The organism is Haloterrigena alkaliphila, from assembly GCF_017352155.2.
Taxonomy (GTDB): domain Archaea; phylum Halobacteriota; class Halobacteria; order Halobacteriales; family Natrialbaceae; genus Haloterrigena; species Haloterrigena alkaliphila.
Map to the genome: position 1 here is coordinate 3,407,270 of NZ_CP071462.1, position 19,971 is coordinate 3,427,240.

The 19,971-nt window shown below is 65.6% G+C and carries 19 protein-coding genes; 13 read left to right on the forward strand and 6 right to left on the reverse strand.

The window, feature by feature from the left end; translation table 11 throughout:
• Positions 1 to 71 precede the first annotated feature (71 nt).
• Complete coding sequence (locus J0X25_RS35515; RefSeq protein ID WP_207288591.1) at positions 72 to 3,119, forward strand: PAS domain-containing sensor histidine kinase; 3,048 nt, start codon at positions 72 to 74, stop codon at positions 3,117 to 3,119.
• A 140-nt stretch (positions 3,120 to 3,259) separates the two neighbouring features.
• Here the strand turns inward: J0X25_RS35515 and J0X25_RS35520 are convergent, their stop codons facing one another.
• Both J0X25_RS35520 and J0X25_RS35525 read right to left on the reverse strand, forming a co-directional pair.
• Complete coding sequence (locus J0X25_RS35520) at positions 3,260 to 3,484, reverse strand: DUF8106 domain-containing protein (protein ID WP_207288592.1); 225 nt, start codon at positions 3,482 to 3,484, stop codon at positions 3,260 to 3,262.
• A gap of 171 nt (positions 3,485 to 3,655) precedes the next feature.
• Positions 3,656 to 4,111, reverse strand: a complete 456-nt coding sequence (locus tag J0X25_RS35525; protein ID WP_207288593.1) for a response regulator — start codon at positions 4,109 to 4,111, stop codon at positions 3,656 to 3,658.
• A 226-nt stretch (positions 4,112 to 4,337) separates the two neighbouring features.
• Between J0X25_RS35525 and J0X25_RS35530 the strand changes: the two genes are divergently transcribed.
• The 4 genes from J0X25_RS35530 (at position 4,338) to J0X25_RS35545 (ending at position 7,365) form a co-directional block, all read left to right on the forward strand.
• Positions 4,338 to 4,733, forward strand: coding sequence for an SPW repeat protein (locus J0X25_RS35530; RefSeq protein WP_207288594.1), 396 nt, complete (start codon positions 4,338 to 4,340; stop codon positions 4,731 to 4,733).
• 119 nt (positions 4,734 to 4,852) lie between these two features.
• Positions 4,853 to 5,158, forward strand: coding sequence for a hypothetical protein (locus J0X25_RS35535; protein WP_207288595.1), 306 nt, complete (start codon positions 4,853 to 4,855; stop codon positions 5,156 to 5,158).
• A 483-nt stretch (positions 5,159 to 5,641) separates the two neighbouring features.
• On the forward strand, positions 5,642 to 6,331 hold the full coding sequence (locus tag J0X25_RS35540; RefSeq protein ID WP_207288596.1) for a helix-turn-helix domain-containing protein: 690 nt from the start codon (positions 5,642 to 5,644) through the stop codon (positions 6,329 to 6,331).
• Between the two features lie 461 nt (positions 6,332 to 6,792).
• Positions 6,793 to 7,365, forward strand: a complete 573-nt coding sequence (locus tag J0X25_RS35545; RefSeq protein ID WP_207288597.1) for a DUF7344 domain-containing protein — start codon at positions 6,793 to 6,795, stop codon at positions 7,363 to 7,365.
• Between the two features lie 60 nt (positions 7,366 to 7,425).
• On the opposite strand, the gene J0X25_RS35550 is transcribed toward J0X25_RS35545, so the two are convergent.
• Positions 7,426 to 7,887, reverse strand: coding sequence for a hypothetical protein (locus J0X25_RS35550; protein ID WP_207288598.1), 462 nt, complete (start codon positions 7,885 to 7,887; stop codon positions 7,426 to 7,428).
• A gap of 363 nt (positions 7,888 to 8,250) precedes the next feature.
• Here J0X25_RS35550 and J0X25_RS35555 point away from each other — a divergent pair, with 363 nt between their 5' ends.
• The 4 genes from J0X25_RS35555 to J0X25_RS35570 all read left to right on the forward strand — a co-directional run bounded on the left by J0X25_RS35555 (position 8,251) and on the right by J0X25_RS35570 (position 12,178).
• A complete protein-coding gene (locus J0X25_RS35555) occupies positions 8,251 to 8,982 on the forward strand; it encodes a GNAT family N-acetyltransferase (protein ID WP_207288599.1) in 732 nt (243 codons plus the stop codon).
• Between the two features lie 95 nt (positions 8,983 to 9,077).
• The gene (locus tag J0X25_RS35560; RefSeq protein ID WP_207288600.1) at positions 9,078 to 10,271 is read left to right on the forward strand and encodes an RAD23 family protein; all 1,194 of its coding nucleotides are present in this window, start codon (positions 9,078 to 9,080) and stop codon (positions 10,269 to 10,271) included.
• A 100-nt stretch (positions 10,272 to 10,371) separates the two neighbouring features.
• Positions 10,372 to 11,550 (forward strand): redox-regulated ATPase YchF, encoded by a 1,179-nt coding sequence (locus tag J0X25_RS35565; RefSeq protein WP_207288601.1) that lies wholly within the window; start codon positions 10,372 to 10,374, stop codon positions 11,548 to 11,550.
• Positions 11,551 to 11,809: 259 nt separating this feature from the next.
• Positions 11,810 to 12,178 carry a cupin domain-containing protein gene (locus J0X25_RS35570; protein ID WP_207288602.1) on the forward strand — a complete coding sequence of 123 codons (369 nt, stop codon included), beginning with the start codon at positions 11,810 to 11,812 and terminating at the stop codon, positions 12,176 to 12,178.
• A 705-nt stretch (positions 12,179 to 12,883) separates the two neighbouring features.
• Here the strand turns inward: J0X25_RS35570 and J0X25_RS35575 are convergent.
• Positions 12,884 to 13,345: a GNAT family N-acetyltransferase gene (locus J0X25_RS35575; RefSeq protein WP_207288603.1), complete on the reverse strand. Its 462-nt coding sequence runs from the start codon at positions 13,343 to 13,345 to the stop codon at positions 12,884 to 12,886.
• Between the two features lie 231 nt (positions 13,346 to 13,576).
• Here J0X25_RS35575 and J0X25_RS35580 point away from each other — a divergent pair, with 231 nt between their 5' ends.
• Positions 13,577 to 13,834: an amphi-Trp domain-containing protein gene (locus J0X25_RS35580; RefSeq protein WP_207288604.1), complete on the forward strand. Its 258-nt coding sequence runs from the start codon at positions 13,577 to 13,579 to the stop codon at positions 13,832 to 13,834.
• Between the two features lie 134 nt (positions 13,835 to 13,968).
• On the opposite strand, the gene J0X25_RS35585 is transcribed toward J0X25_RS35580, so the two are convergent.
• A complete protein-coding gene (locus J0X25_RS35585; protein WP_207288605.1) occupies positions 13,969 to 14,829 on the reverse strand; it encodes a UbiA family prenyltransferase in 861 nt (286 codons plus the stop codon).
• 129 nt (positions 14,830 to 14,958) lie between these two features.
• On the opposite strand from J0X25_RS35585, the gene J0X25_RS35590 reads away from it, so the two are divergent.
• The gene (locus J0X25_RS35590) at positions 14,959 to 16,647 is read left to right on the forward strand and encodes a thiamine pyrophosphate-binding protein (protein ID WP_207288606.1); all 1,689 of its coding nucleotides are present in this window, start codon (positions 14,959 to 14,961) and stop codon (positions 16,645 to 16,647) included.
• Between the two features lie 109 nt (positions 16,648 to 16,756).
• Here the strand turns inward: J0X25_RS35590 and J0X25_RS35595 are convergent, their stop codons facing one another.
• Complete coding sequence (locus tag J0X25_RS35595) at positions 16,757 to 18,181, reverse strand: FAD-binding oxidoreductase (protein ID WP_207288607.1); 1,425 nt, start codon at positions 18,179 to 18,181, stop codon at positions 16,757 to 16,759.
• A gap of 132 nt (positions 18,182 to 18,313) precedes the next feature.
• Here J0X25_RS35595 and J0X25_RS35600 point away from each other — a divergent pair, with 132 nt between their 5' ends.
• Together J0X25_RS35600 and J0X25_RS35605 are read left to right on the forward strand one after the other, a co-directional pair.
• Complete coding sequence (locus tag J0X25_RS35600; RefSeq protein ID WP_207288608.1) at positions 18,314 to 18,664, forward strand: DUF8152 family protein; 351 nt, start codon at positions 18,314 to 18,316, stop codon at positions 18,662 to 18,664.
• 141 nt (positions 18,665 to 18,805) lie between these two features.
• Entirely contained in the window at positions 18,806 to 19,813 is a 1,008-nt protein-coding gene (locus J0X25_RS35605; protein WP_207288609.1) for a TIGR04024 family LLM class F420-dependent oxidoreductase, read from the forward strand.
• Positions 19,814 to 19,971 lie beyond the last annotated feature (158 nt).

Sequence of the window (19,971 nt, forward strand, 5' to 3'; positions counted from 1 at the left end):
GCCGTCGGTCACTCGCGGAACGAGTTCCGCTCATCCGGGGATTTATCCCTCCCACTATCGAGCGGGAAGACATGAGTAAACGAGCGGACGCGGCGGAACCTGCGTTCTGGGGAGACGATTTCACCGATTCCGCCGCACTTCAGTGTTACCGGACGCTCGTGAACGCGGTCGACGACGGTATCTACCAGCTCGATGCGGCGGGGCGGTTCACCGCGGTCAACGAGAGCATCCTCGAGATGAGCGGCTACAGCCGAGACGAACTCCTCGGTGAACACGCGTCGATCCTGCTCGATGACGAGGACATCGAGCGGCTCTCCCGCGAGATGGCGGCCCACGTCGCGAGCGGCGAGCGCCTGAACGAGACGTTCGAGATCACGGCCCGGACGGCCGCCGGCGAGACGCGGTATTTCGAGCTCCGAGTGAGCCTGCTGACGGCCGACGGGACGTTCGAGGGATCGGTCGGCATCGTCCGCGATATCACAGAGCAGAAACGGACCGAGCAACGCCTCGAAGAGCGCAAACGGCAACTCGAGCGCGAGCGCACGCTCGTCGATCAGATCCTCGAGACCAGCCCCGTCGGGATTCAGGTGCTCGACACCGACGGCGAGGTTACGCGGATGAACGAGCGCCTGCGGGACCTGCTCGAGATCCGCGGTGACGTCGACGAGTACGACCCCTCGGATCGGACGGTCTTCGACGAGGACGGCCGCGAGATCGGGATTGACGACCACCCGTTCGCGCGGACGCTCGAGACGGGCGAACCGGTGTACGATCGACTGCTCCGAACCGAACTCCCGAGCGGCGATACGCGCTGGTTGTCGGTCAACGCCGCCCCCATCCTGACCGACGACGGGGCGGTCGACCGCGTCGTCACGACCGGCGAGGACGTCACCGAACTCAAGGAGCGCGAGGCCGAACTCTCGACGGAACTGAACGAGATCTTCGGTCGCATCTCCGACGCGTTCTACGCGCTCGACGAGGAGTTCCGGTTTACCCACGTCAACGAACGGGCGGAGGAACTGCTACAACACGACGAGGCGGAGTTGCTCGGTCGGAACCTCTGGGACGTGTTCCCCTCCGCGGCCGACCTCGACGAGGTCTGGGAGGCCTTCTACACGGCTCGGGAAACCCAGGAGATGACCAGCTACGAACTCTACTACGACACGCTCGGCTTCTGGGTCGAAGCGAACATCTACCCCTCCGAGACCGGCGTTTCGGTCTACTTCCGCGACGTTACCGAGAGAAAAGAACGCGAGCGCGCGCTCGAGGAGTCCGAGCGCCGCTACCGAACGCTCGCGGAGTACTTCCCGAACGGACTCGTGACGCTGTTCGATCACGACCTCGAGTACACGCTGGCGGCGGGCCGGGGGTTCGATCGCATCCCCGTCGATCCCGAGGATCTCGAGGGCGAGAGCTTCGACGACGTCTGGCCGGACGAGACGGTCACCGACCTCGAGCCGGCGTTTCAGGCCGCCCTCCGGGGCGAGGAGGCGTCGGTCGAACTCCGGTACGCCGATCGAGAGTGGGTGCTCCACGCGGTGCCGATTACCGACGAGCGCGGCGACGTCTTCGCGGGGATGACGATGGCTCAGGACATCACCGAGCAGAAAGAACGCGAGCGGTACCTCGAGGACGCGAAGGCCCAACTCGAGGCGGCGACGGAGGCCGGTGCGGTCGGCACCTGGGAGTGGCAACTCTCCGAGGACGTGATGGTTACCGGGGAGACGTTCGCCGAGACGTTCGGCGTCGACCCCGCGGCGGCCCGCGAGGGCGTCTCGAGCGATCGGTTCTTCGCGGCGATCCACGAGGGCGACCGCGACCGGATCGAACGGAAGACCGAGGCGGCGATCGACGCCTGCAGGGAGTACGAGGCGGAGTACCGCGTCTGGAACGCCGACGGGGAACTCCGCTGGGTATCCTCTCGGGGTCGCGTCGAGTGCGACGAGGACGGCACCCCTCAGACATTTCCCGGCGCGCTCACCGATATCACCGAGCGCAAGCGTACCGAACTGGAGCTCCAGCGGAACAGGGACCAGTGGCAATCCCTCTTCGAGATCCTCCCCGTCGGCGTCGTCGTCGCCGACGAGAACGGGGGCCTTCTCGAGGTCAACGAGGCCGCCAAAGAGATCTGGGGCGGCGACGTGTTCGACGCCGACTCCCTCGACGAGTACGACGCACTCCCGGTCAGGTGGGCCGATACGGGCGAACCGGTCGGACGCGACGAGTGGACGATCGCACGGGTCCTCGACGGCGAGGAGGTCACCGATCCGGTGGTCTTCGAGATCGACGCTATGGACGGCGAGCAGCGGATCGTAAGCGTCAGGGGGATGCCGATCAGGGACGAGCGGGGCGCGGTGACCCGCGCGGTGCTCACCCTGACCGACATCACCGAACGCCGGGCGTACCAGCGGCGACTCGAGGAAACGATCGAGCGACTCGAGGCGTCGAACGAGCGACTCGAGCACTTCGCCTACGCGGCCAGCCACGACCTGCAGGAGCCCCTGCGGATGGTCTCGAGCTACCTCCAGTTGCTCGAGAAGCGGTACGGCGACGCGCTCGATGCGGACGGTGAGGAGTTCCTCGAGTACGCCGTCGACGGCGCAGAGCGGATGCGTGAGATGATCGCCGGTTTGCTCGAGTACTCGCGGATCGAGACCCAGGGGGATCCGTTCGAACCGACGGATCTCGAGACCGTCGTCGAGGACGTCCTCGCGGATCTACGGCTCCGGATCGAGGAGAGCGGTGCCGACGTTCGCGTCGACGACCTCCCCCGCGTGAACGGCGACGACAACCAGTTGCGGCAACTGTTCCAGAACCTCCTGTCGAACGCGATCGAGTACAGCGGCGACGAGCCGCCGGTGATCCGTATCGGCGCCCAGCGACGGGGAGAGGGGTGGGAAATCTCGGTCCGCGACGAGGGAATCGGCATCGAACCCGACGATCAGGAGCGCATCTTCGAGGTCTTCCAGCGCCTCCACAGTCGCGAGACCCACGACGGGACGGGCATCGGACTGGCGCTCTGCCAGCGCATCGTCGAGCGCCACGGCGGCGAGATCCGGGTCGAGAGCGAACCGGGGGCGGGAACGACGTTCTCGGCGACGCTTCCGACGGCCGAGTGAACGGTCGGCCCCGTCGCTGTCGGCCTCGAGTTACGATACCGACCGCGAGCGTCGTGGAAGGGTTAACGTGGGGCGTTCCCGGAGACGTTCCGGATCGGTCTGTGAGTGAACGGATCGGTGTCCGCGCGGCCAGTCAGCGATCAGTCGTCGGCACATGCGGCCGCTCGCCTCGAGCGCTCGCCGTAGTCGCTCGCCGGTCGGGCGGTGATCGTCGTCCCGCACTCGGGACAGCGGGAGCGTTCACGGCCGCCGTCTCGCTCGAGGATCCAGTCGCCGTCGACCGAACTCTCGTGTCCGCAGTCGAAACAGATCAGCACGGCCTTGCGGTCGGGAGGTTGGCTGGTGTCGGAGATGGGAGTAGTCATCACCGTCGATAGGGATCGACCACCAAAAACGCTGTTGGCCCCGAACCTCGTTATGACTGATTTCGACGATTTCGGGGGCCGAAATGCTCGTCTCCTGAGACCCGCCGACGGCTTCGCGTCACAGTACCCACCCGGCGGTCTCCCGCGACCGACGCGGACCGTCGAGACGCGTTACGTTTCCGACGGTTCGCGAACGATCGCGAACCAGAACTCCTCGATCTCGTGGACGAACTCGACGAAGTCCGTGGGTTCGACTGGCTTCCGAATGTAGCAGTCGGCCTCGAGGCCGTGGGAGCGAACGATCTCTTCACCCATCCGAGAACTCGTGAGCACGGCGACGGGAATGTCTGCGAGGACCGGTTCGTCGTTCAGTTCCGCGAGGACGTCCATCCCGCTCGTTCCGGAGAGCTGGGGCTCGAGCAGGATGATATCGGGCGGGGACTCGTCGGCGTACTCGCCGCGCTGGTGGAGGAAATCGAGGGCGGCGTCACCGTCGGGGACGGCGTGGACGACGTTCAGGAGCTTCGCGTCCCGAAAGGTTTCCGTGAAGAGCCGGGTATCTCCCGGATTCGGCTCGATCAAGAGGATATCGATCACATCCTCGGTACCGACGTTTCCGGTGGCCATAGAGAATAGTTAGCCCGGGACGATAAAACGATGCGGATGTCACGACTGAACAGTCATCAGTTCGGACGGGAGTCGAACGAGCGAATCCGATGGGCGGGGTTTCTCGGATCCGACGACGATGCTCAGCCGAGCTCGCCACGGCAGCGACGGCGTCACTGTCTCTGACGGTCGTTCGCGGCATAATGCTTGGTTCACATTTAGACCGCCGGGCCGCGTACGAACGGGCATGAGTACTAGTAGCACGACCGAGAACCGTTCGCCACTGCCGGAACGGAGCGCCGGCTTGGCCGCCGCGCTCGGCGCCTGGATCCTCTGGTCGGGCGTCGTGCTCACCGGGTTCGGATGGATCATCATCAACAACGTCGTCGCCGGCGCGGCGATCGCGTTCTTCGCGGCCTACACGGCCGCGTGGCCGGACGGCTGGCGGCTTCCCGCCGTCGCCGCTCCCGCAATCGTCGCCCTTCTGGGCGTGTGGGTTATCGCCGCCCCGTTCGTTCTCGAGGTGACGACGGATCGAATGCTCTGGAGCAACGTGATCGCCGGCGCGCTCGTCGTGATCCTGGCGGTCGGCAGCCTCTACGGGAGTCTGCGACTGTCGCGATCGCGGACGGCCACCGCCTGAGACGGGACTCCCCGATCGGAGCCGAATCGATTCCCCCGTACCGTCAGATATCGATCGATTCGGGCCGGTGAGACGGTTCCGTGGATACCTATATCTCCGTCGGTCGCCTACCGGTACTGATGACTCCGCGAACCCCATCCCCATCACGAATCGACGACCGCGGACGCGACGCTCGTCCGGTGCGGACCGCACTCGAGGCGACGAACGCGCGCGTCGCGCGCTCTGAGGCCCGCCTCCTGACCGTGACCGAGCGACTGGACCGGGCCGAGTCCCGCCTCCAGCTCCTGGACAACACGCTCCACGGGATCGCCCGCACGACGGGCGTTTCGATCGGGTGTCCCTGCGACCGCTGCGAGCGAAGCTACCTCCTCGTCGAGAACGGCATGATGACCTGTCCGGTCTGCGGGTTCCAGCAGTCGTTCTGATCGCTCCGGCGTCCCCAACGGACTCGAGTCGGGCCAAACGCCTCGTTCGACGGCTGGCCCGGCCGATCAGGACCGCGCCGATTTGGACCGCGCCGGAGGTTCGTCGCCGTCGCGCAGTATCGATCTGGGATCGGCGTTCGAAGAACCGCCGGTAGCGGGTTCGAGCGGCCTCGTGGAACGAACGCGACGCTCGGTGTTCGATCGACAGGTCGGACGGCGGGAAAACGCAGCGCAGTCGACCTGTATTCCCTGTCGACCAAGTTCGAGCCCTTGGTCATATGAATCTTTGACGATGATCTTATTATAGTTTTTCGGTGGTTTCAGAAACTGAATCCGTCGTCACGACCCTCTACCCCTGTTTATTCCGTACGAGAGATCGAAGCAAGGGAGTGTACGTATTTCCGAACAGTCACGGGAAATGGATGGCGGGAAAGGCTACCGGAAACCCAACGGGTCTATACGTCACTGTGGTGGCATCGGATGATGACCACAGTCGTCGAACTCGAGATTCCGGCCGATCGTCTCGGTGCCGACCGGACGTTCGATCGGGTTCCGACGTTCGAGTGCCAGATCGACGGACTCATCGGCGATTCGCCCCCGCTCGTCTGGGTCGCCGGTCCCGATCGGCAATCCGTCCGCGAGGCGCTGGAAGCGGACCCGTCGGTGGACGTGATTGCGAGTTTAGCCGACGAACAGGAACCCGTCGGATCGGGTGACGACCTCGAGGGAGACCGCTGGCTGTTCCGTCTCGACTTCGGAGCGGACTTCAAACTCTTCGAGCGGATCGTCGCGGAAAACGACGGGGCGATCCTCTCGGTTCGAGCCGAAGCCAGCACGTGGTCGGTGAAGATGCTCTTCCACGAGCGGACGTCGCTCTCGACGTGTCACTCGCTGTTCGAGCAGTACGACTTCCAGGTCCAGGTCACCCGGCTGGCGGGGATCGACGACCTCACGAGCGCGCGAACGCCGCTGACCCAGACCCAGTACGAGACGATCTGCAAAGCCCACGAACTGGGGTACTTCGACGTCCCGCGGGAGATCACGCTCAAGGAACTCGCCGCGGAACTCGACGTCTCCCACCAGGCCCTGTCGGAGCGTCTCCGTCGCAGTCACGCCGCGCTGGTCAGTGCGGAGTTGACCGGCGGGATGATGCCGACCGCGATCGATCCGTGACCGGCGACGCCCGTTCTCCGAACGCGAGTTCGCGACGTAGCTGACAGAGCGCCAATTTTCGCGTCGTCCGCGAGCAAGTAATCGTAATAATATCAAATATTTCAACTAATATAATTCGAACGTGCAGCTATTCCCGATAAAACGTCGTATCTTCCTCGAGAGATAGTTTTATTATTGGACGTGAACAAACTCTTCTCGTCGGCGACACGCCGACCCCGCGACACGCGACCGAGTGGACACGACGCGCCGGTGGATCACTCGTGCTCAATCACGACGGTCACTCGTGGCTGTGTGACTGTCTTTCGAACCGTCGACCGGGCCGTCACGGCTGTGGTTCACGGCCCGACTCTCGTTTTCGAAGGCGCTGCCGACTCGATTCGGACCGATCTGCGAGGCCACCCGTCTCGCCGACGGAACGACCAAGATACTTAACCGTCCCCTCGGTTGTTGTGGTATCGACGATGAGCAACACCGCGCCACCAACTGGGCAGTCGGACGACCGGCCCGAATCCGGGGGGATATCGGGGGACGACGAGCGCGGCGAACTCGACCCCGACGATATCTATCACCTCCTGCAAACCAGTCGCCGCCGCCACGTCCTCCGGTACCTCCGGGGGGCCGACGACCCGGTCACGTTACGCGAGGTCGCCGAACGGATCGCCGCCTGGGAACACGACACGACCGTCGAGAACCTGTCCTCGAGTCAGCGCCAGCGGGTCTACATCTCGCTGTACCAGTCACACCTCCCCAAACTCGACACGCGTGGCATCATCCACTACGACAAGGATCGAGGCACGATCGAATCGACCCCGCTCGCCGCCCAGTTCGATCCGTACCTGTCGGGGCTCGAGGGGGCGTCGACGGATCCATGGCCCTACCGGTACGCGGGCGCAGTCGCGTGCTGTGGCCTGTTTCTCGCGGCGATCGCGGCGGGTCTTCTGCCGGTTCCGTGGGCCGCCGCAGCGACGCTGGTCGTGCTGGCCGTCGCCGTCGTGGCGGGCTGGCACGCGTATTCGGTACTCGGCGAGGGATAGCGTATTCGGTACTCGGCGGGCGAGAGGACTGCGGAGAACGCGGCGACGAGGCGACGACCGTCAGTCGGCGCGGGAAAGCGACGTCGCCGCGTTCGAATCGGGGGTGGTCTCGGTCTCGGTCTCGAGGACGCGGTGGGCGTAGAAGACGACTGAGAAGTCCTGCGGGCTCGGAATCGAGCAGGCGAGCCAGCCGACCGCGAACGCCGTCGCGACCGGCGACCCCGCCGGGAGCACACCGCCGGCCCCGAGCGCGAAGACCGGGACCGCGAGGAGTGCTGGCGCGAGCGCCGCGACGCGCAGGGAGTGCGTCGACTCTCGGCCGGTCGGTTGCGGTTCCACGACCGCCCACGGGCAACTCGCCAGGAGAGCGACGCCCTCGGTTTGGCCCGGGAAGTAGGTAACGGTGTGTTCGATGCCGAACAGTCGGAGGGCGGCGGCGTGGGCCGACTCGTGGGCGACCAGTCCGACGACTACCGCGAGGAGGAGGACGGGGCCGGCGACGAGCAGGTCCGTTCCGATCATGGAAACGCGAGATGTGGATCGATGGGGACCATCTCGCACTCGAATCGAGGAACTCCCCGGCGAAGTCCACCCGCCTGTACCAGTTGTCTCCTTAAGTAGCCGCGCGACCGGAGCGACGGCGCTCGCGCGGTTCTCGGTCGCGGTCGGTCGCTCGTAGTCCGTCGCTTGAGGGCGCTCGCGGTCCGTCAATAGCGGACGGTCGCGGTCGGTCGTGTGATCCGTTCGACCAGGCAGAGGACTCCCGTTACCGGACGAATCCGTTCCCGGCTCCAAATCGATGTTTCATAGCCTGTCAGCGCATTCGAGCGGCGAATCGATCCGATCAGCCAAGAGGTTAAGTATTGTGGAGTGGTATCGAACAGCATGAAATCCAGTCAACCGCTCGAGTTCGGTCACGACGACCGGAAACTGATCTACGAGTACGTCGAACGCCACGGCGCGGTCGATCCGGAGGAGGCGCGACGAGAGCTAGACGTCGATCCGAGCGGCCTCCGCCACCACGTCGCGATCCTGAAACGCGACGGACGGCTCGAGGAAACCGACGGGAAACTCCGGGTGACGATCGACGCCGGCGCGGAGGAGGAGTACGTCGCCGACGACCTCGAGTTCCACGTCCGGCCGGCCAGGCAGGAGGATCTCTCGGGCGTCGTCGGGGCGATCCGACAGGTCGCCGCGGAGAAGACGTACATCGAGGCCGAGAGCGTGGCCGACGAGATCGACCACGAAGAGGCTCTGCTCCGGCACAACGAACTCGAGTCCCGGATGTTCTTCGTCGCGACCGTCGAGGACGAGGTCGTCGGCTGGGTGCACATCCACGCCCCGGAACTCGAAAAGCTGTCTCACACCGCCGAACTCACCGTCGGCGTCCTCGACGAGTACCAGGGTCACGGCCTCGGGTCGCACCTCCTCTCGCGTGGCCTCGAGTGGGCCGGATCCAACGGCTACGAACGGGTCTACCAGAGCGTCCCCTCGAGCAACGAGGACGCCATCGCCTTCCTCGAGGCCCACGACTGGGAGACCGAGGCGGTCCGCGAGGATCACTACAAACTGAACGGCCACTACGTCGACGAGGTGATGATGGCCATCGAGCTCTGAAGCCGCTGGCCGTCGAATCCTGAGCCGATAGCTGCCCATTATCGAACGCTGAGCCGACAGTTCGTTTTATGTGATAGTCTCTGGAACGGAGAGACATGCGTTTCGCTACCCCCACGAGAAACGAGTGGGAGGGATGGGGGGACTCGACCGCCGTGATCGTCGCGATGGGCCTCGCGCTCGCGGTCGCCGGAACCGTCCGAACGCTCGGCACGCCGGTCTCGCACCCGGTAGTCGCGTTCGAACTGTTCGTCTCGTTGCTCGTCCCGACGGGACTGGCTACCGGCGGTTACTGGTTGGCCAGTTGCAACGTCTCACCGGACGTCCGCTGGCGAGCGGCGACCCGGGTCTCGATCGGCATCGTCGCCGCCTGCGCGCTCGGCGTCTGGCTGGTCGGCTACGTCGCCCTCGAGGGCGGCGCGATTCGCGACCCCCTGTCGCTCGTCACGACCCTCGCGGCGGTCGGCGGTGCGACCGGCTTCCTCACCGCCGTTCGGGAACCGCAGGGAGTCGCGCCGGTTGAATCGATCGACTCGAGTGACTCGAGCGATGAGACCGACGAGGACGGGACCGAAGCGCCGGCCGCGACTACGACACCCACCGCAACTACCGTGTCGACCGTGACCGGGACGTCGGCACCGGCTGGTAACGAGTCGGAATCGACGCTCGAGCGACCGACGGCGGCCGCCGCCGGGACGACCACGGCCGACGAGACGGCCGCCGACACGACGGCGAGTGACGCGTCGGCGACGACCCACGCACCGGCCATCACCGACGCACCGACGACCACTGACGCGTCGGCGACGACCGAGACGCCGTCTCCCTCGGGCGTCTCGCCCGACGCTGACGTCTGGGCTGGTACCGACGATCCCGCGCACCCGCTGGATCCGGCCGCACGCCTCGAGTCCGGTGCCACTGACGCGTCACCGCGGTCGATTCCGGAACCGGGGGTCGACGCCGTCGCGGCCGTCCCGTCGACGGCGGAGACGGTCCTCGAGGTGCTCCGGCGGGAGCGCGCCCGAATCGCCCTCGCGATCCTCTACCACGAGTGGGACGAGGAACCGCGGCCGGTCGACGAGCTCGCCCGCGCCGTCTCGTATCACACGGACGCCGACCCCGACACCGTCGCCGTCGGCCTTCGTCACTCGATCCTCCCGGAACTGCGGGAGATCCGGGCCGTCGACTGGGATTCCGCCGCGGATCGCGTGTCGGCGTCGGAACACGCCGTCTTCGAGGAAGGCGTTCGTGAGGCGTCGGTGCTGCTCGAGTCGTTCGAGCCGGGGACGAGATAGCGCCGGCGGCGAACGGGCCGTCGATTTCCGCCCGTCTCACGTCGCTGCGAGCACTCCCCGAATCGAAAGGTAGTTTTCCCGGACCCTGCTACGCTGAGCCATGCTTTCGATCGCGCTTGCCGGAAAGCCCAACGCCGGCAAGTCCACGTTCTACACCGCGGCGACGATGGCCGAGGTCGACGTCGCCAACTACCCGTTCACGACGATCGACGCCAATCGGGGCGTGAGCTACGTCCGGACCGAGTGTCCCTGCCTCGAGCGCGAGGAGCGCTGTACCGCCGACGACTGCGAGGGCGGCAAGCGCTACGTCCCGATCGAACTCATCGACGTCGCGGGGCTGGTGCCGGGCGCCCACGAGGGGAAGGGGCTGGGCAACCAGTTCCTCGACGAACTCACCAACGCGGACGTGATCGTCAACGTGATCGACGCCTCCGGCGGGACCAACGAGAAGGGCGAACCCGTCGACATCGGCGCTCACGACCCGCTCGAGGACATCGACTTCGTCGAGGAGGAGATGGACCTCTGGCTGGCGGGCATCGTCGAGAACAACTGGGAGTCCGTGGAGCGCAAGTCCCGCTCGCCCGACTTTGACATCGACGACGTGCTGTCGGACATGCTCTCGGGCTTCGGCGCCTCGCCGAAACAGATCGCGACCGTCCTGCGCGAACTGGACTACCCCGAGGACCCCATCCAGTGGGAGGACGACCACCGCGAGGAACTCGCGCGGCTGGTCCGGGAGCGCACCAAACCGATCGTCGTCGCCGCGAACAAGATCGACGTCGCGCCCGAGGAGAACGTCGAGAAGCTACTCGACCTCGACAAGCCCGTGATCCCGACCACTGCGGAGGGCGAACTTGCACTGCGACGGGCCGCAGACAACGGGTTGGTCGACTATGATCCCGGCGACGAGCACCTCGAGATCGGCGACGACGTCAGCGACGCCCAGCGCGAGGCGCTCGAGGACCTCGGCGAAACGATGGCCGAGCACGGCGGCACCGGCGTCCAGAGCGCGCTGAACTACGCCGTCTACGACCTGCTCGAGCACCTCACCGCCTACCCCGTCGAGGACGCCGCGAAGTGGTCCGACGGCAGCGGCAACGTGCTGCCCGACGCCTTCCTGCTGCCCGACGGCTCGACGCCGGTCGATCTGGCCTACGCCGTCCACTCCGACATCGGCGACGGCTACCTCCACGCCGTCGACGCTAAATCGAGTCGGGAGATCGGCGAGGAGTACGAACTCGAGGAGGGCGACGTGATCAAGATCGTCAGCACGAACTGATACTAATACAACGAAGAAGATTTGCGTTTTAGTTGGGAGCGCCGATCAGTACAGGGGAAGGAGGTACCGCGAAGGGATAATAATCTATCCGCCTATTATCAGTTATGTATATAAAATACAATGGATGAGTTCAGCACGAGACTCTCGTTTATTTTCCCCAGAATCAAGGCCCTATTCTATTCCCTAATACTAATATTAAAATAATAACATATAATTCTGACAATAATCATATATGAGTGGCTCTCCTATTTAGGCTGTAATGGACGAGAGAATTTTCACCGCTACAGATGTCGTCGAGTTCTCCGATGATCGAGCCAAAAACACGAAACTGGCCCAAACTGACGATTCAGCAGTGTTCGTATGGGGGGTCAAGCCCGGTCAAGAAGTGCCTGCTCACATTCACCCTGACGGCCAAGACACGTGGATCATGATCCAAGGAACGCTCACATATTATCTTGGGAATGGAGAGACCGAACAAATAGAGGCCGGACAGGTGGATGTCGCTCCGAAGGAGGCCGTCCATGGTACTGTGAATGAAACGGACGAAGACGCTATTTTCGTCTCCATCTATTCTGACCCGGAGATCGGATTTGAAGAAGTTGACCCACACGCTGATCAAGCCCAATAGTTCGTTCCAACCAAATTTCGTCCAATCAGTATCGGCGTCTTTGACTGCGGTGTATCAGACCGGTGCTGGCTATGTGCTATCACCGTGCTGTACTGCCCGCTCATCGGCCTTCTGAATGAGTGTCGGCATCTATTGAATATGCGCCTACTATCCAGCATGGCTCACTGAACATCATCCGTTATTGATAGAACTCCCAGCAGTCGACAAGCATCTATAGTGACCGCGAAAATCAGGCGGGACCGAGATATGTTTTATAAGTTGTGTACAGTGTGTGGACTCATGAGTGGTAATCAAGATCGTGAGTACGAACTGAGAATCGGCCCACGACTCGAGCGCTGCGATTCCGTTGAGCGCAGCGATCAGAACAGGCTAAAAACATGTCACTCCGCGCTGGGAGCAGGCGTAGGTGGCGCGCGCTGTCGGAGGACCGAGCGACAGCGAGGGGCTCCGACGGAACTGCGCGAGGGATGAGCGAGCGTAGCGAGCGAATCGGCTGGGGAGGGCGTGGCGATTCCTTGTTGCCACGGATAGCAGAACGCTTGTTTTCAACCACTACCCTCCCGAAGACTCGGTCCATCAAGCACCTATAGTGACCTCGAGAACCAGGCCGGACTAGACGTGGGTTTATGCCTTGTATACGCTGTGTGGGCTCAGTATCGGTACTCACGGTCGTGAGTGCGAACTGACGACACGAAAACGCTCGACTCACTCCAGCGGCTGGGCGTAGTCGACCTGCTTCGGTCGGAACCCCGCGTCCCGGTAGAACCGACGCGCGTCTTCGTTGTGCCACTCGCAGGAGACTTTCAGGTGGTCGCAACCCCGATCGCGGGCCAGTTCTCGCACGCGCTCGAGGACGCTCGAGCCGTGACCGCGGTTCCGGTGGTCCTCGTCGATAGCGAGGTTCACGACGCGGAGATACCGCGAGTACCGTCGGGAGGGATGGCGACCCTCGCGGAGGGTCACGAAACCGATGGTCTCGTCGTCGTGGACGATGCGGTAGTCGGTGACTTCGTCGTCATCGAAGTGAGCGCGGAAACCGTCTTCGACGGTCTCGCCGTTCGCGTCGAGTTCGTTCAGTTCGGAGTACTCCGCCATCCCTTTCGCGAGGTCGCACCAGCGGTCGACGAGCGCATCGAGGTCGTCCTCGGTGGCTTCGACGAGTTCCATACGACGGTTCGCCGGCGTGCATTCTTCAATTTTCCCGTGGTGTGGTAGCGGGTCTCTCCGTCTCGCGTCGTCTACGCTGTGGAGCCTCGAGGGCCGTGATCGCGATCGGGAGAGTCGTCCTCCGAAGTCGAATTCGTAGCCCGCGCCGACCGCGGCTGAGACCGGCTCCGACGCGTGCACCCTCCCTCGTAAGGCATACCGCTTTTTTCGGCGGTCGTTGGAGTCTCCGATATGGAGAAAACCATCTCCGCGGACGAACTCACGCGCGACGAGGCCGCCGAACGACTCCGAGCAGTAGCCGACCAACTCGAGGGCGACGGGCCCGCGTCGATCCGGACGGGGAACAAGACGGTCGAACTCCGGCCGTCGTCGTCGGTCGCCTACGAAATCGGCGTCCGGGAGCGATCGTCGATCCTCCGCGGGTCACGCGAGACGATCACGATAAAGATGGACTGGAAGCCCGCGAGCGCTTCCGATGAGGACGAGTAGCGCCCGTTAGGGATCGATTCTGCCCGTCACTGCACGAAGGGGGCCCTTGAATCGTCTTCCCGCGGGTCCTCGGGGTCGCTTCTGGGCGCCGGCTGATCGTCGTGTCCCACTCGAGCGACGTACGACGGCGCGCCTCAGCCGAGCGCCGAGAGCGGCTCGAACCAGACGGCGGTCACGAGCACGGCGAGAAAGACGTACGACCCCCGGACGAGCAACATGGTGGCGACGGTCGGATCGGCGCGGCGGGCGACGACCGCGACCGCGCCGAAGGCCAGCACCGCGAGGACGGTCGTCGGCGGGAAGACGCGAGCGACGGCGAAGCCGACGACGATCAGGAGCGCCGTCGTGATCAGTCCGTAGGCGAGCGTGTACGCGCGCTCCGGGCCGAGCGCGACGGCGACGGTCCGCTTGCGAATCGAACGGTCGTACTCGTAGTCCTGCGTGTCGTCGATGACCTTCACGCCCGAGAGCAAGACGAGAAAGACGAGGGCGAACCCGACGGCGATAGCTGCGAGCGCACTGGTCTGGACGTAGAAGCCGCCGAGGATCGCGAGGGCGATGCCCAGCGGATAGCCGGTCGTCGCCGTCACGGGGTTCGTGTCGAGTTGCGGGGCGTGGTGGTAGGCGATCAGCCACGTCGGAAGCGTCAGCGCGACGGCCACCCAGTCGACGAGCGCGAGGAGGAGGAGGCAGCACGCGGCGAACGTCGCCGTCGACCCGACGAGACCGACGCGACACCCCCGCTCGGTCAGCGGGTGGTCGTCGTCCTCGCCGCGGGCGTAGAAGTCGACGTAGCCGTCCTTGACGTGGGCGGTGTAGACCGCCGCGAAGATGGCGACGACGTGGACCGCCGCGACCGCGGCCTCGAGTCGTCCGGCCAGCACCGCGCCGAACAGCGACGCGGCTACGGGCGGGGTCATGAAGACCGGATGGACCTGCGACCAGTACGCTCGCGCCGTCGCTCCCGCGCCGCCGTCCGCTCTCGCCAGGGCCATATCTCGGGCGACAACGAACTGATACATAATACCCGGCCCGGAACTCCCGCGTCGGGGGCGGTGTTCCGCGATCCGGCGCGTGACGCCGAAACGCACAGTTTGATGTGCCGCCCCGTGCCACGGGGGAGCATGACGGACGACTACACCGGTGCGGACCTCTTCACGGACGCGCTCGAATCCTACGGCGTCGACTACGTCTTCGGAAACCCGGGGACGACCGAGTTGCCGATCATGGAGGCGATCGGCCAGAGCGACCTCGAGTACCGGCTGGCCCTCCACGAGGACATCGCGGTCGGGATGGCCTCGGGCTACGCCCAGCGTCGGCGGTATCACTCGCATCATGACGACTCGGTCACCCCCGTCGGCGTCGCGAACCTCCACATCGCACCGGGGCTGGCCCACGGCCTCGGAAATCTCTACGCGGCCAAGATCGCCGGCGCGCCGCTGGTCGTGACCGCGGGTAACCACAGCACCGACTTCCGCCACGAGGAGCCGATTCTGTCGGGCCGACTCGCCGACATGGCTCGCCAGTTCTGCAAGTGGTCCGACGAGGTGCTGGACGTCTCCGCCCTCCCGACGATGCTCCGGCGGGCGTTCCGGGTCGCGATGACGCCCCCGACCGGCCCCGTCTTCCTCGGGCTGCCCCTGGACGTCACGATGGACGAGACCGACGCCGAGCCCGAACGGCTGGGGCCGATTCCGAACGCCGGCAGCGGCGACCCCGTCCAACTCGAGCGCGCCGCCGAGTTGCTGGCCGAGGCCGACAGCCCGGTGATCGTCGTCGGCGATCACGTCGCCCGCTCGGGGGCCGACGCCGTCGCCGCGGCGGTCGAACTCGCGGAGGCGACCGGCGCCCGCGTCCACGGTGAGATCCTCTCCTGCGAGGTGGACTTCCCGACCGACCACGACCAGTGGGTCTCGTACCTGCCGACCAGCGAGCACCTCGTCTCGATGCTGCTTGACACCGACACGATCCTGTTCGCCGGCGTCTCGACGAACACGACGCTGACTCGACACGAGGAGGCGCTGGTCGATCCCGACACGACCTGCATCCACCTCAGTGACGACGCCTGGCAGATCGGCAAGAACCAGCCCGCCGACGCGTCCGTGATCGGTGACCCCGGGCTCGTGATGCAGGACCTCACGGAGCGCGTTCAGGGGAAGATCGCCGACGACGTCGTTTCCGACCGCCTCGAGGAGGTCGCCGAAGTCAAGGAGATGGTCGAGTCCAAGATGGCCGGCTACGGAGAGGGCGACGGGGACGACCCGCGCGCCTCGAAGGCCCAGCTCGTCGACGCGATGGAGCGCGTCGCGGGGGACGCCGCCATCGTCGACGAGGGCGTCACCTCGAAGTACGCCATGCTCACCCGGTGGGATTTCGGTCCCGAGCAGTACATGTCGAACAAGGGCGGGGGCCTCGGCTACGGCCTTCCGGCGGCGGTCGGCGCGGCCGTGGCCGAAGACCAACTGGACGACCCGCGCGACGTGGTCGGCTTCATCGGCGACGGCTCCTACCAGTACTACCCCCACTCGATCTACAGCGCCGCCCGGTACGATCTGGACCTGACGGTCGTCATCTCCGACAACCGCAACTATCGCATCCTGAAGGACAACACCCTCCACCTGCTCGGCGGCGAGGAGGAGGACTACGAGTTCGTCGGCATGGACTTCGATCCGGCCGTCGACCTCGTCAAGAACGCCGAGAGCCACGGCGCTCGCGCCGAACTCGTCGAGACGCCCGACGGAATCGAGGACGCCCTGGAGAACGCGCTGGCGCGCGACGGCCCCGACGTCCTCGACGTGCTTGTCCACGACTGAATCCGCCCTGCGAGCGCCCGTCGACTCCGTCAGTGTCCGATTCGAGATCGCCGGCGTCGAAGTCCTCGACGCGACGAACGGCCCAGCGGCCGACTGCGAGTCCCCGTAGTCACCGCTGCGGATCCCGAACGCGCTCTCCGTCGGCCGTCTCGGGGAAGATCTTCCCCGGGTTGAGCGTCCCCGTCGGATCGAGCGCGTGTTTGACCGACCGCATGGCGTCGACCGCGCCGGCGCCGTGCTCGGCCTCGAGGTACTTGCGCTTCCCCTGCCCGATACCGTGTTCGCCGGTCGAGGTGCCGCCGTGCTCGAGCGCGAGTTCGACGATCTCGCGGTAGATCCGCTCGCCGCGCTCGACCTGGTCGGGGTCGTCGGGATCGGCGAGGACGTTGTAGTGGAGGTTGCCGTCGCCCGCGTGGCCGAAACAGGCGACGAGGAGGTCGTACTGTTCGGCGAGTCGCTTGCTCTCGCGGACGATCTCCGGGTAGTTGCTGATCGGGACCGTCACGTCGCCGGGCTGTAGTATCTGGAGATCGGGATCGTAACTGGCGACTGCGGGGCCGAGTTCGCGACGAATCTCCCAGAGTTCGGCCATCTCGTCGTCGTCCTCGCTCATCTCGAGCTGGCGGACGTCGTGGTCCTCGAAGATCGTCCGACAGAGTTCGATCTCCTCCTCGACGCCGTGGTTCGCGTGGAACTCGAGGAACACCATCGGCGCGTCGGGCAGGTCGCTGCCGAGGTAGTCGTTGGCCATCCCGGCGCTCAGTTCGTCCACGAGTTCGATCTTGGCCACGCCGACCTCCGTCCGGACGGCGTCGAAGACGGCCTCGGCGGCGTCGTCGAGCGTCTCGAAGATGGCCCGGCCGCCCCGGATCTGTCTGGGTCGACCCGCCAACTCGAGGGTGGCCTCGGTGACGACTCCCAGCGTCCCCTCGCTGCCGACGAGCAGGTCGGTCAGGTTGTAGCCGCTCGAGGTCTTGATCGCCCGCGACCCCGTTCGGATCACGGTCCCGTCCGCGAGGACCGCCTCGAGGGCGAGCACCCAGTCGGAGACTTCGCCGTACATGACGGTCTGCATGCCGCTGGCGTCGGTCGCGATCATGCCGCCGATCGTGGAGATGTTCCCCGACGACGGCATCGGCGGGAAGAAGAGGCCGTCTGCAGCGACGTACTCGTCGACGCTGTCGCCGATGATCCCGGGCCCGACGTCGATCTGGAAGTCCTCGGGGCGGTAGTCGACGACGTCGTCCATCCGCGTCAGGTCCAGGCTGATCCCAGCGTGGGCCGGGACCGCGTTGCCCTCGAGCCCCGTCCCCGCCGCGTAGGGCGTCACGGGGACGCCGTGCTCGGTCGCGGCGGCGAGGACGGCCGAGACGTCTTCGGTCCGCTCGGGGTAGACCACCGCGTCCGGCAGGACGCCGCGGCTTCCCTGGGTCGTCCCCCAGTCGGTTGCGTGCGATTCCCGTCGGCTCTCCGCGAACGATAGCTGGTCGTCCGCGAGATCGAGGGCCTCGAGGAACGAACAGTCGTGTGTCATACGACCACGTCGTCCACGCGCCGTATCAACGTTTCCCACTCGTATCCGAGGCGGACGTTCGACAGCGCTGAACGATTCGGTCGATCGACGCGAGCGGATACGACTGCGGAACTCGGTCCCGTCCCGTCGAACGTGACCGACGACTCGCCCACGCAGCCGAACGCGAATGCCGACGGCAGCGATGATCCACTGGACGAGCGCGTTCAGCGGTTGGCTCGCCGCCTCGAGGCGACTGCGGAGCTGCCAATCGACCGGGAGGCGAACCGATGGCTTGGCGAGGCCGATGCGATCGCCGGCGATCTGGCGTCGAGCGACCTCGACGACGGGACGGTCCGCGAGCGCGTCGAGACGGTCGCGCGATTGCTGTCGGAAGTCGATACCACGGGCCACGAGGACGGTGATGCTCACCTCGAGGCGGCCGAGCGCCTCTGCGCGTCGATTCTCGGAGACGAGGAGGCGGCTCGGGATCGTGACGCTCGGTAATTCCGTACTGGTCCCCCGCCGTTCCGCGACGGTCGCTCGCGAACTGGATGGAAACGCTACAATTTTATGTGAATCCGTGACGCGGTAGCTGGTGATGGCAAAGAGCCGACCGATTCGACGGCCGACGCGGAGGAGAGCACGATGAACGTCGAACTGGACCTGTTGGTGCGACTCAGCGACTACGAGCGCCCGCAGGGCTTCGCCGAGCGCGCCGTCCAGGTCGAGGAGTTCGGCTTCGATCGGATCACCGTCGGCGAGACGACGGGCTGGAACATCGTCCCGCCGCTGACGCTGGCCGCCGACCGCACCGACGAACTGGGCATCTCCAACGACGTCATCTCGCCGTACGGGCGTTCGCCCGCGATGCTCGCTCAGACCGCGCTGACGATGCACGAGGCCTCAGACGGCCGGTTCCGCTTCGGCCTCGGACCGAGTTCGCCCGCGATCACCGAGCGCTGGCACGGCCTCGAGTTCGACCGTCCGCTCCGGCGCACTCGAGAGACCATCGAGGTGATTCGCTCGGTCTACGAGAACGGCTCCCCCGCCTACGAGGGCGAGATCTTCGACATCGCCGGCCTCAACTACGAACGCGAGGTCCCCGAGAATCCACCGCCGATCGACCTCGGGACGCTCGGCCCGAAGGCCACCGAGATGGCGGGCCGCTTCGGCGACGGCTGGGCGCCCCAGCTGTTCACGAAGGAGGGGCTCGAGGGCCGTCTCGAGGACCTCGAGCGCGGTGCCGAACTCGCGGACAAGACGCTCGAGGACCTGCGCGTGGCACCCATCGTCCGCGCCATCGCGAGCGAGGACCGCGAGGCCGCGCGGGCGAAAGCGCGATCGACCACCGCGTTCATGCTGGGCGCCTACGGGCCCTACTACGGCAATTCGGTCGCCGAGCAGGGGTACGCCGAGGTCGTCGAGGAGATCCGCGCCGCCTGGGGGGATCGCGACACCGAGGCGATGGCCGCCGCGCTCCCCGACGACGTGCTGGACGACCTCGCGCCGGCGGGGACGCCCGACGAGGTTCAGGAGTGGATCGAGGAGTACGCGAGTATCGAGGGCGTCGACGCGATCCGCCTCGGCTTCGTCAACGAGATGAGCGAGGACGAGAAGACGACGACGATGGAAACGGTCGCCGACCTCGTCTAGCGGTTCGATCGACGGCGCGACCGGTCGCCGGTGTGAGAGCCGAATCACCGGGGGTGTAATCCGAATCGCCGCTGTGGTGCCCCTCGAGTCCCTGAGCGGGGACTCCGCTACCGAACACGAACCGGGTGTTTCGATCGGACTCACACGTGCGTTAAATA

What these genes read in the sequence shown, in the direction of transcription:
- J0X25_RS35515 (WP_207288591.1), top strand. Translation starts at nt 72, where the DNA reads ATGAGTAAACGAGCGGACGCGGCGGAACCTGCGTTCTGGGGAGACGAT.
- J0X25_RS35520 (WP_207288592.1), bottom strand. Translation starts at nt 3,484, where the DNA reads ATGACTACTCCCATCTCCGACACCAGCCAACCTCCCGACCGCAAGGCC.
- J0X25_RS35525 (WP_207288593.1), bottom strand. Translation starts at nt 4,111, where the DNA reads ATGGCCACCGGAAACGTCGGTACCGAGGATGTGATCGATATCCTCTTG.
- J0X25_RS35530 (WP_207288594.1), top strand. Translation starts at nt 4,338, where the DNA reads ATGAGTACTAGTAGCACGACCGAGAACCGTTCGCCACTGCCGGAACGG.
- J0X25_RS35535 (WP_207288595.1), top strand. Translation starts at nt 4,853, where the DNA reads ATGACTCCGCGAACCCCATCCCCATCACGAATCGACGACCGCGGACGC.
- J0X25_RS35540 (WP_207288596.1), top strand. Translation starts at nt 5,642, where the DNA reads ATGACCACAGTCGTCGAACTCGAGATTCCGGCCGATCGTCTCGGTGCC.
- J0X25_RS35545 (WP_207288597.1), top strand. Translation starts at nt 6,793, where the DNA reads ATGAGCAACACCGCGCCACCAACTGGGCAGTCGGACGACCGGCCCGAA.
- J0X25_RS35550 (WP_207288598.1), bottom strand. Translation starts at nt 7,887, where the DNA reads ATGATCGGAACGGACCTGCTCGTCGCCGGCCCCGTCCTCCTCCTCGCG.
- J0X25_RS35555 (WP_207288599.1), top strand. Translation starts at nt 8,251, where the DNA reads ATGAAATCCAGTCAACCGCTCGAGTTCGGTCACGACGACCGGAAACTG.
- J0X25_RS35560 (WP_207288600.1), top strand. Translation starts at nt 9,078, where the DNA reads ATGCGTTTCGCTACCCCCACGAGAAACGAGTGGGAGGGATGGGGGGAC.
- J0X25_RS35565 (WP_207288601.1), top strand. Translation starts at nt 10,372, where the DNA reads ATGCTTTCGATCGCGCTTGCCGGAAAGCCCAACGCCGGCAAGTCCACG.
- J0X25_RS35570 (WP_207288602.1), top strand. Translation starts at nt 11,810, where the DNA reads ATGGACGAGAGAATTTTCACCGCTACAGATGTCGTCGAGTTCTCCGAT.
- J0X25_RS35575 (WP_207288603.1), bottom strand. Translation starts at nt 13,345, where the DNA reads ATGGAACTCGTCGAAGCCACCGAGGACGACCTCGATGCGCTCGTCGAC.
- J0X25_RS35580 (WP_207288604.1), top strand. Translation starts at nt 13,577, where the DNA reads ATGGAGAAAACCATCTCCGCGGACGAACTCACGCGCGACGAGGCCGCC.
- J0X25_RS35585 (WP_207288605.1), bottom strand. Translation starts at nt 14,829, where the DNA reads ATGGCCCTGGCGAGAGCGGACGGCGGCGCGGGAGCGACGGCGCGAGCG.
- J0X25_RS35590 (WP_207288606.1), top strand. Translation starts at nt 14,959, where the DNA reads ATGACGGACGACTACACCGGTGCGGACCTCTTCACGGACGCGCTCGAA.
- J0X25_RS35595 (WP_207288607.1), bottom strand. Translation starts at nt 18,181, where the DNA reads ATGACACACGACTGTTCGTTCCTCGAGGCCCTCGATCTCGCGGACGAC.
- J0X25_RS35605 (WP_207288609.1), top strand. Translation starts at nt 18,806, where the DNA reads ATGAACGTCGAACTGGACCTGTTGGTGCGACTCAGCGACTACGAGCGC.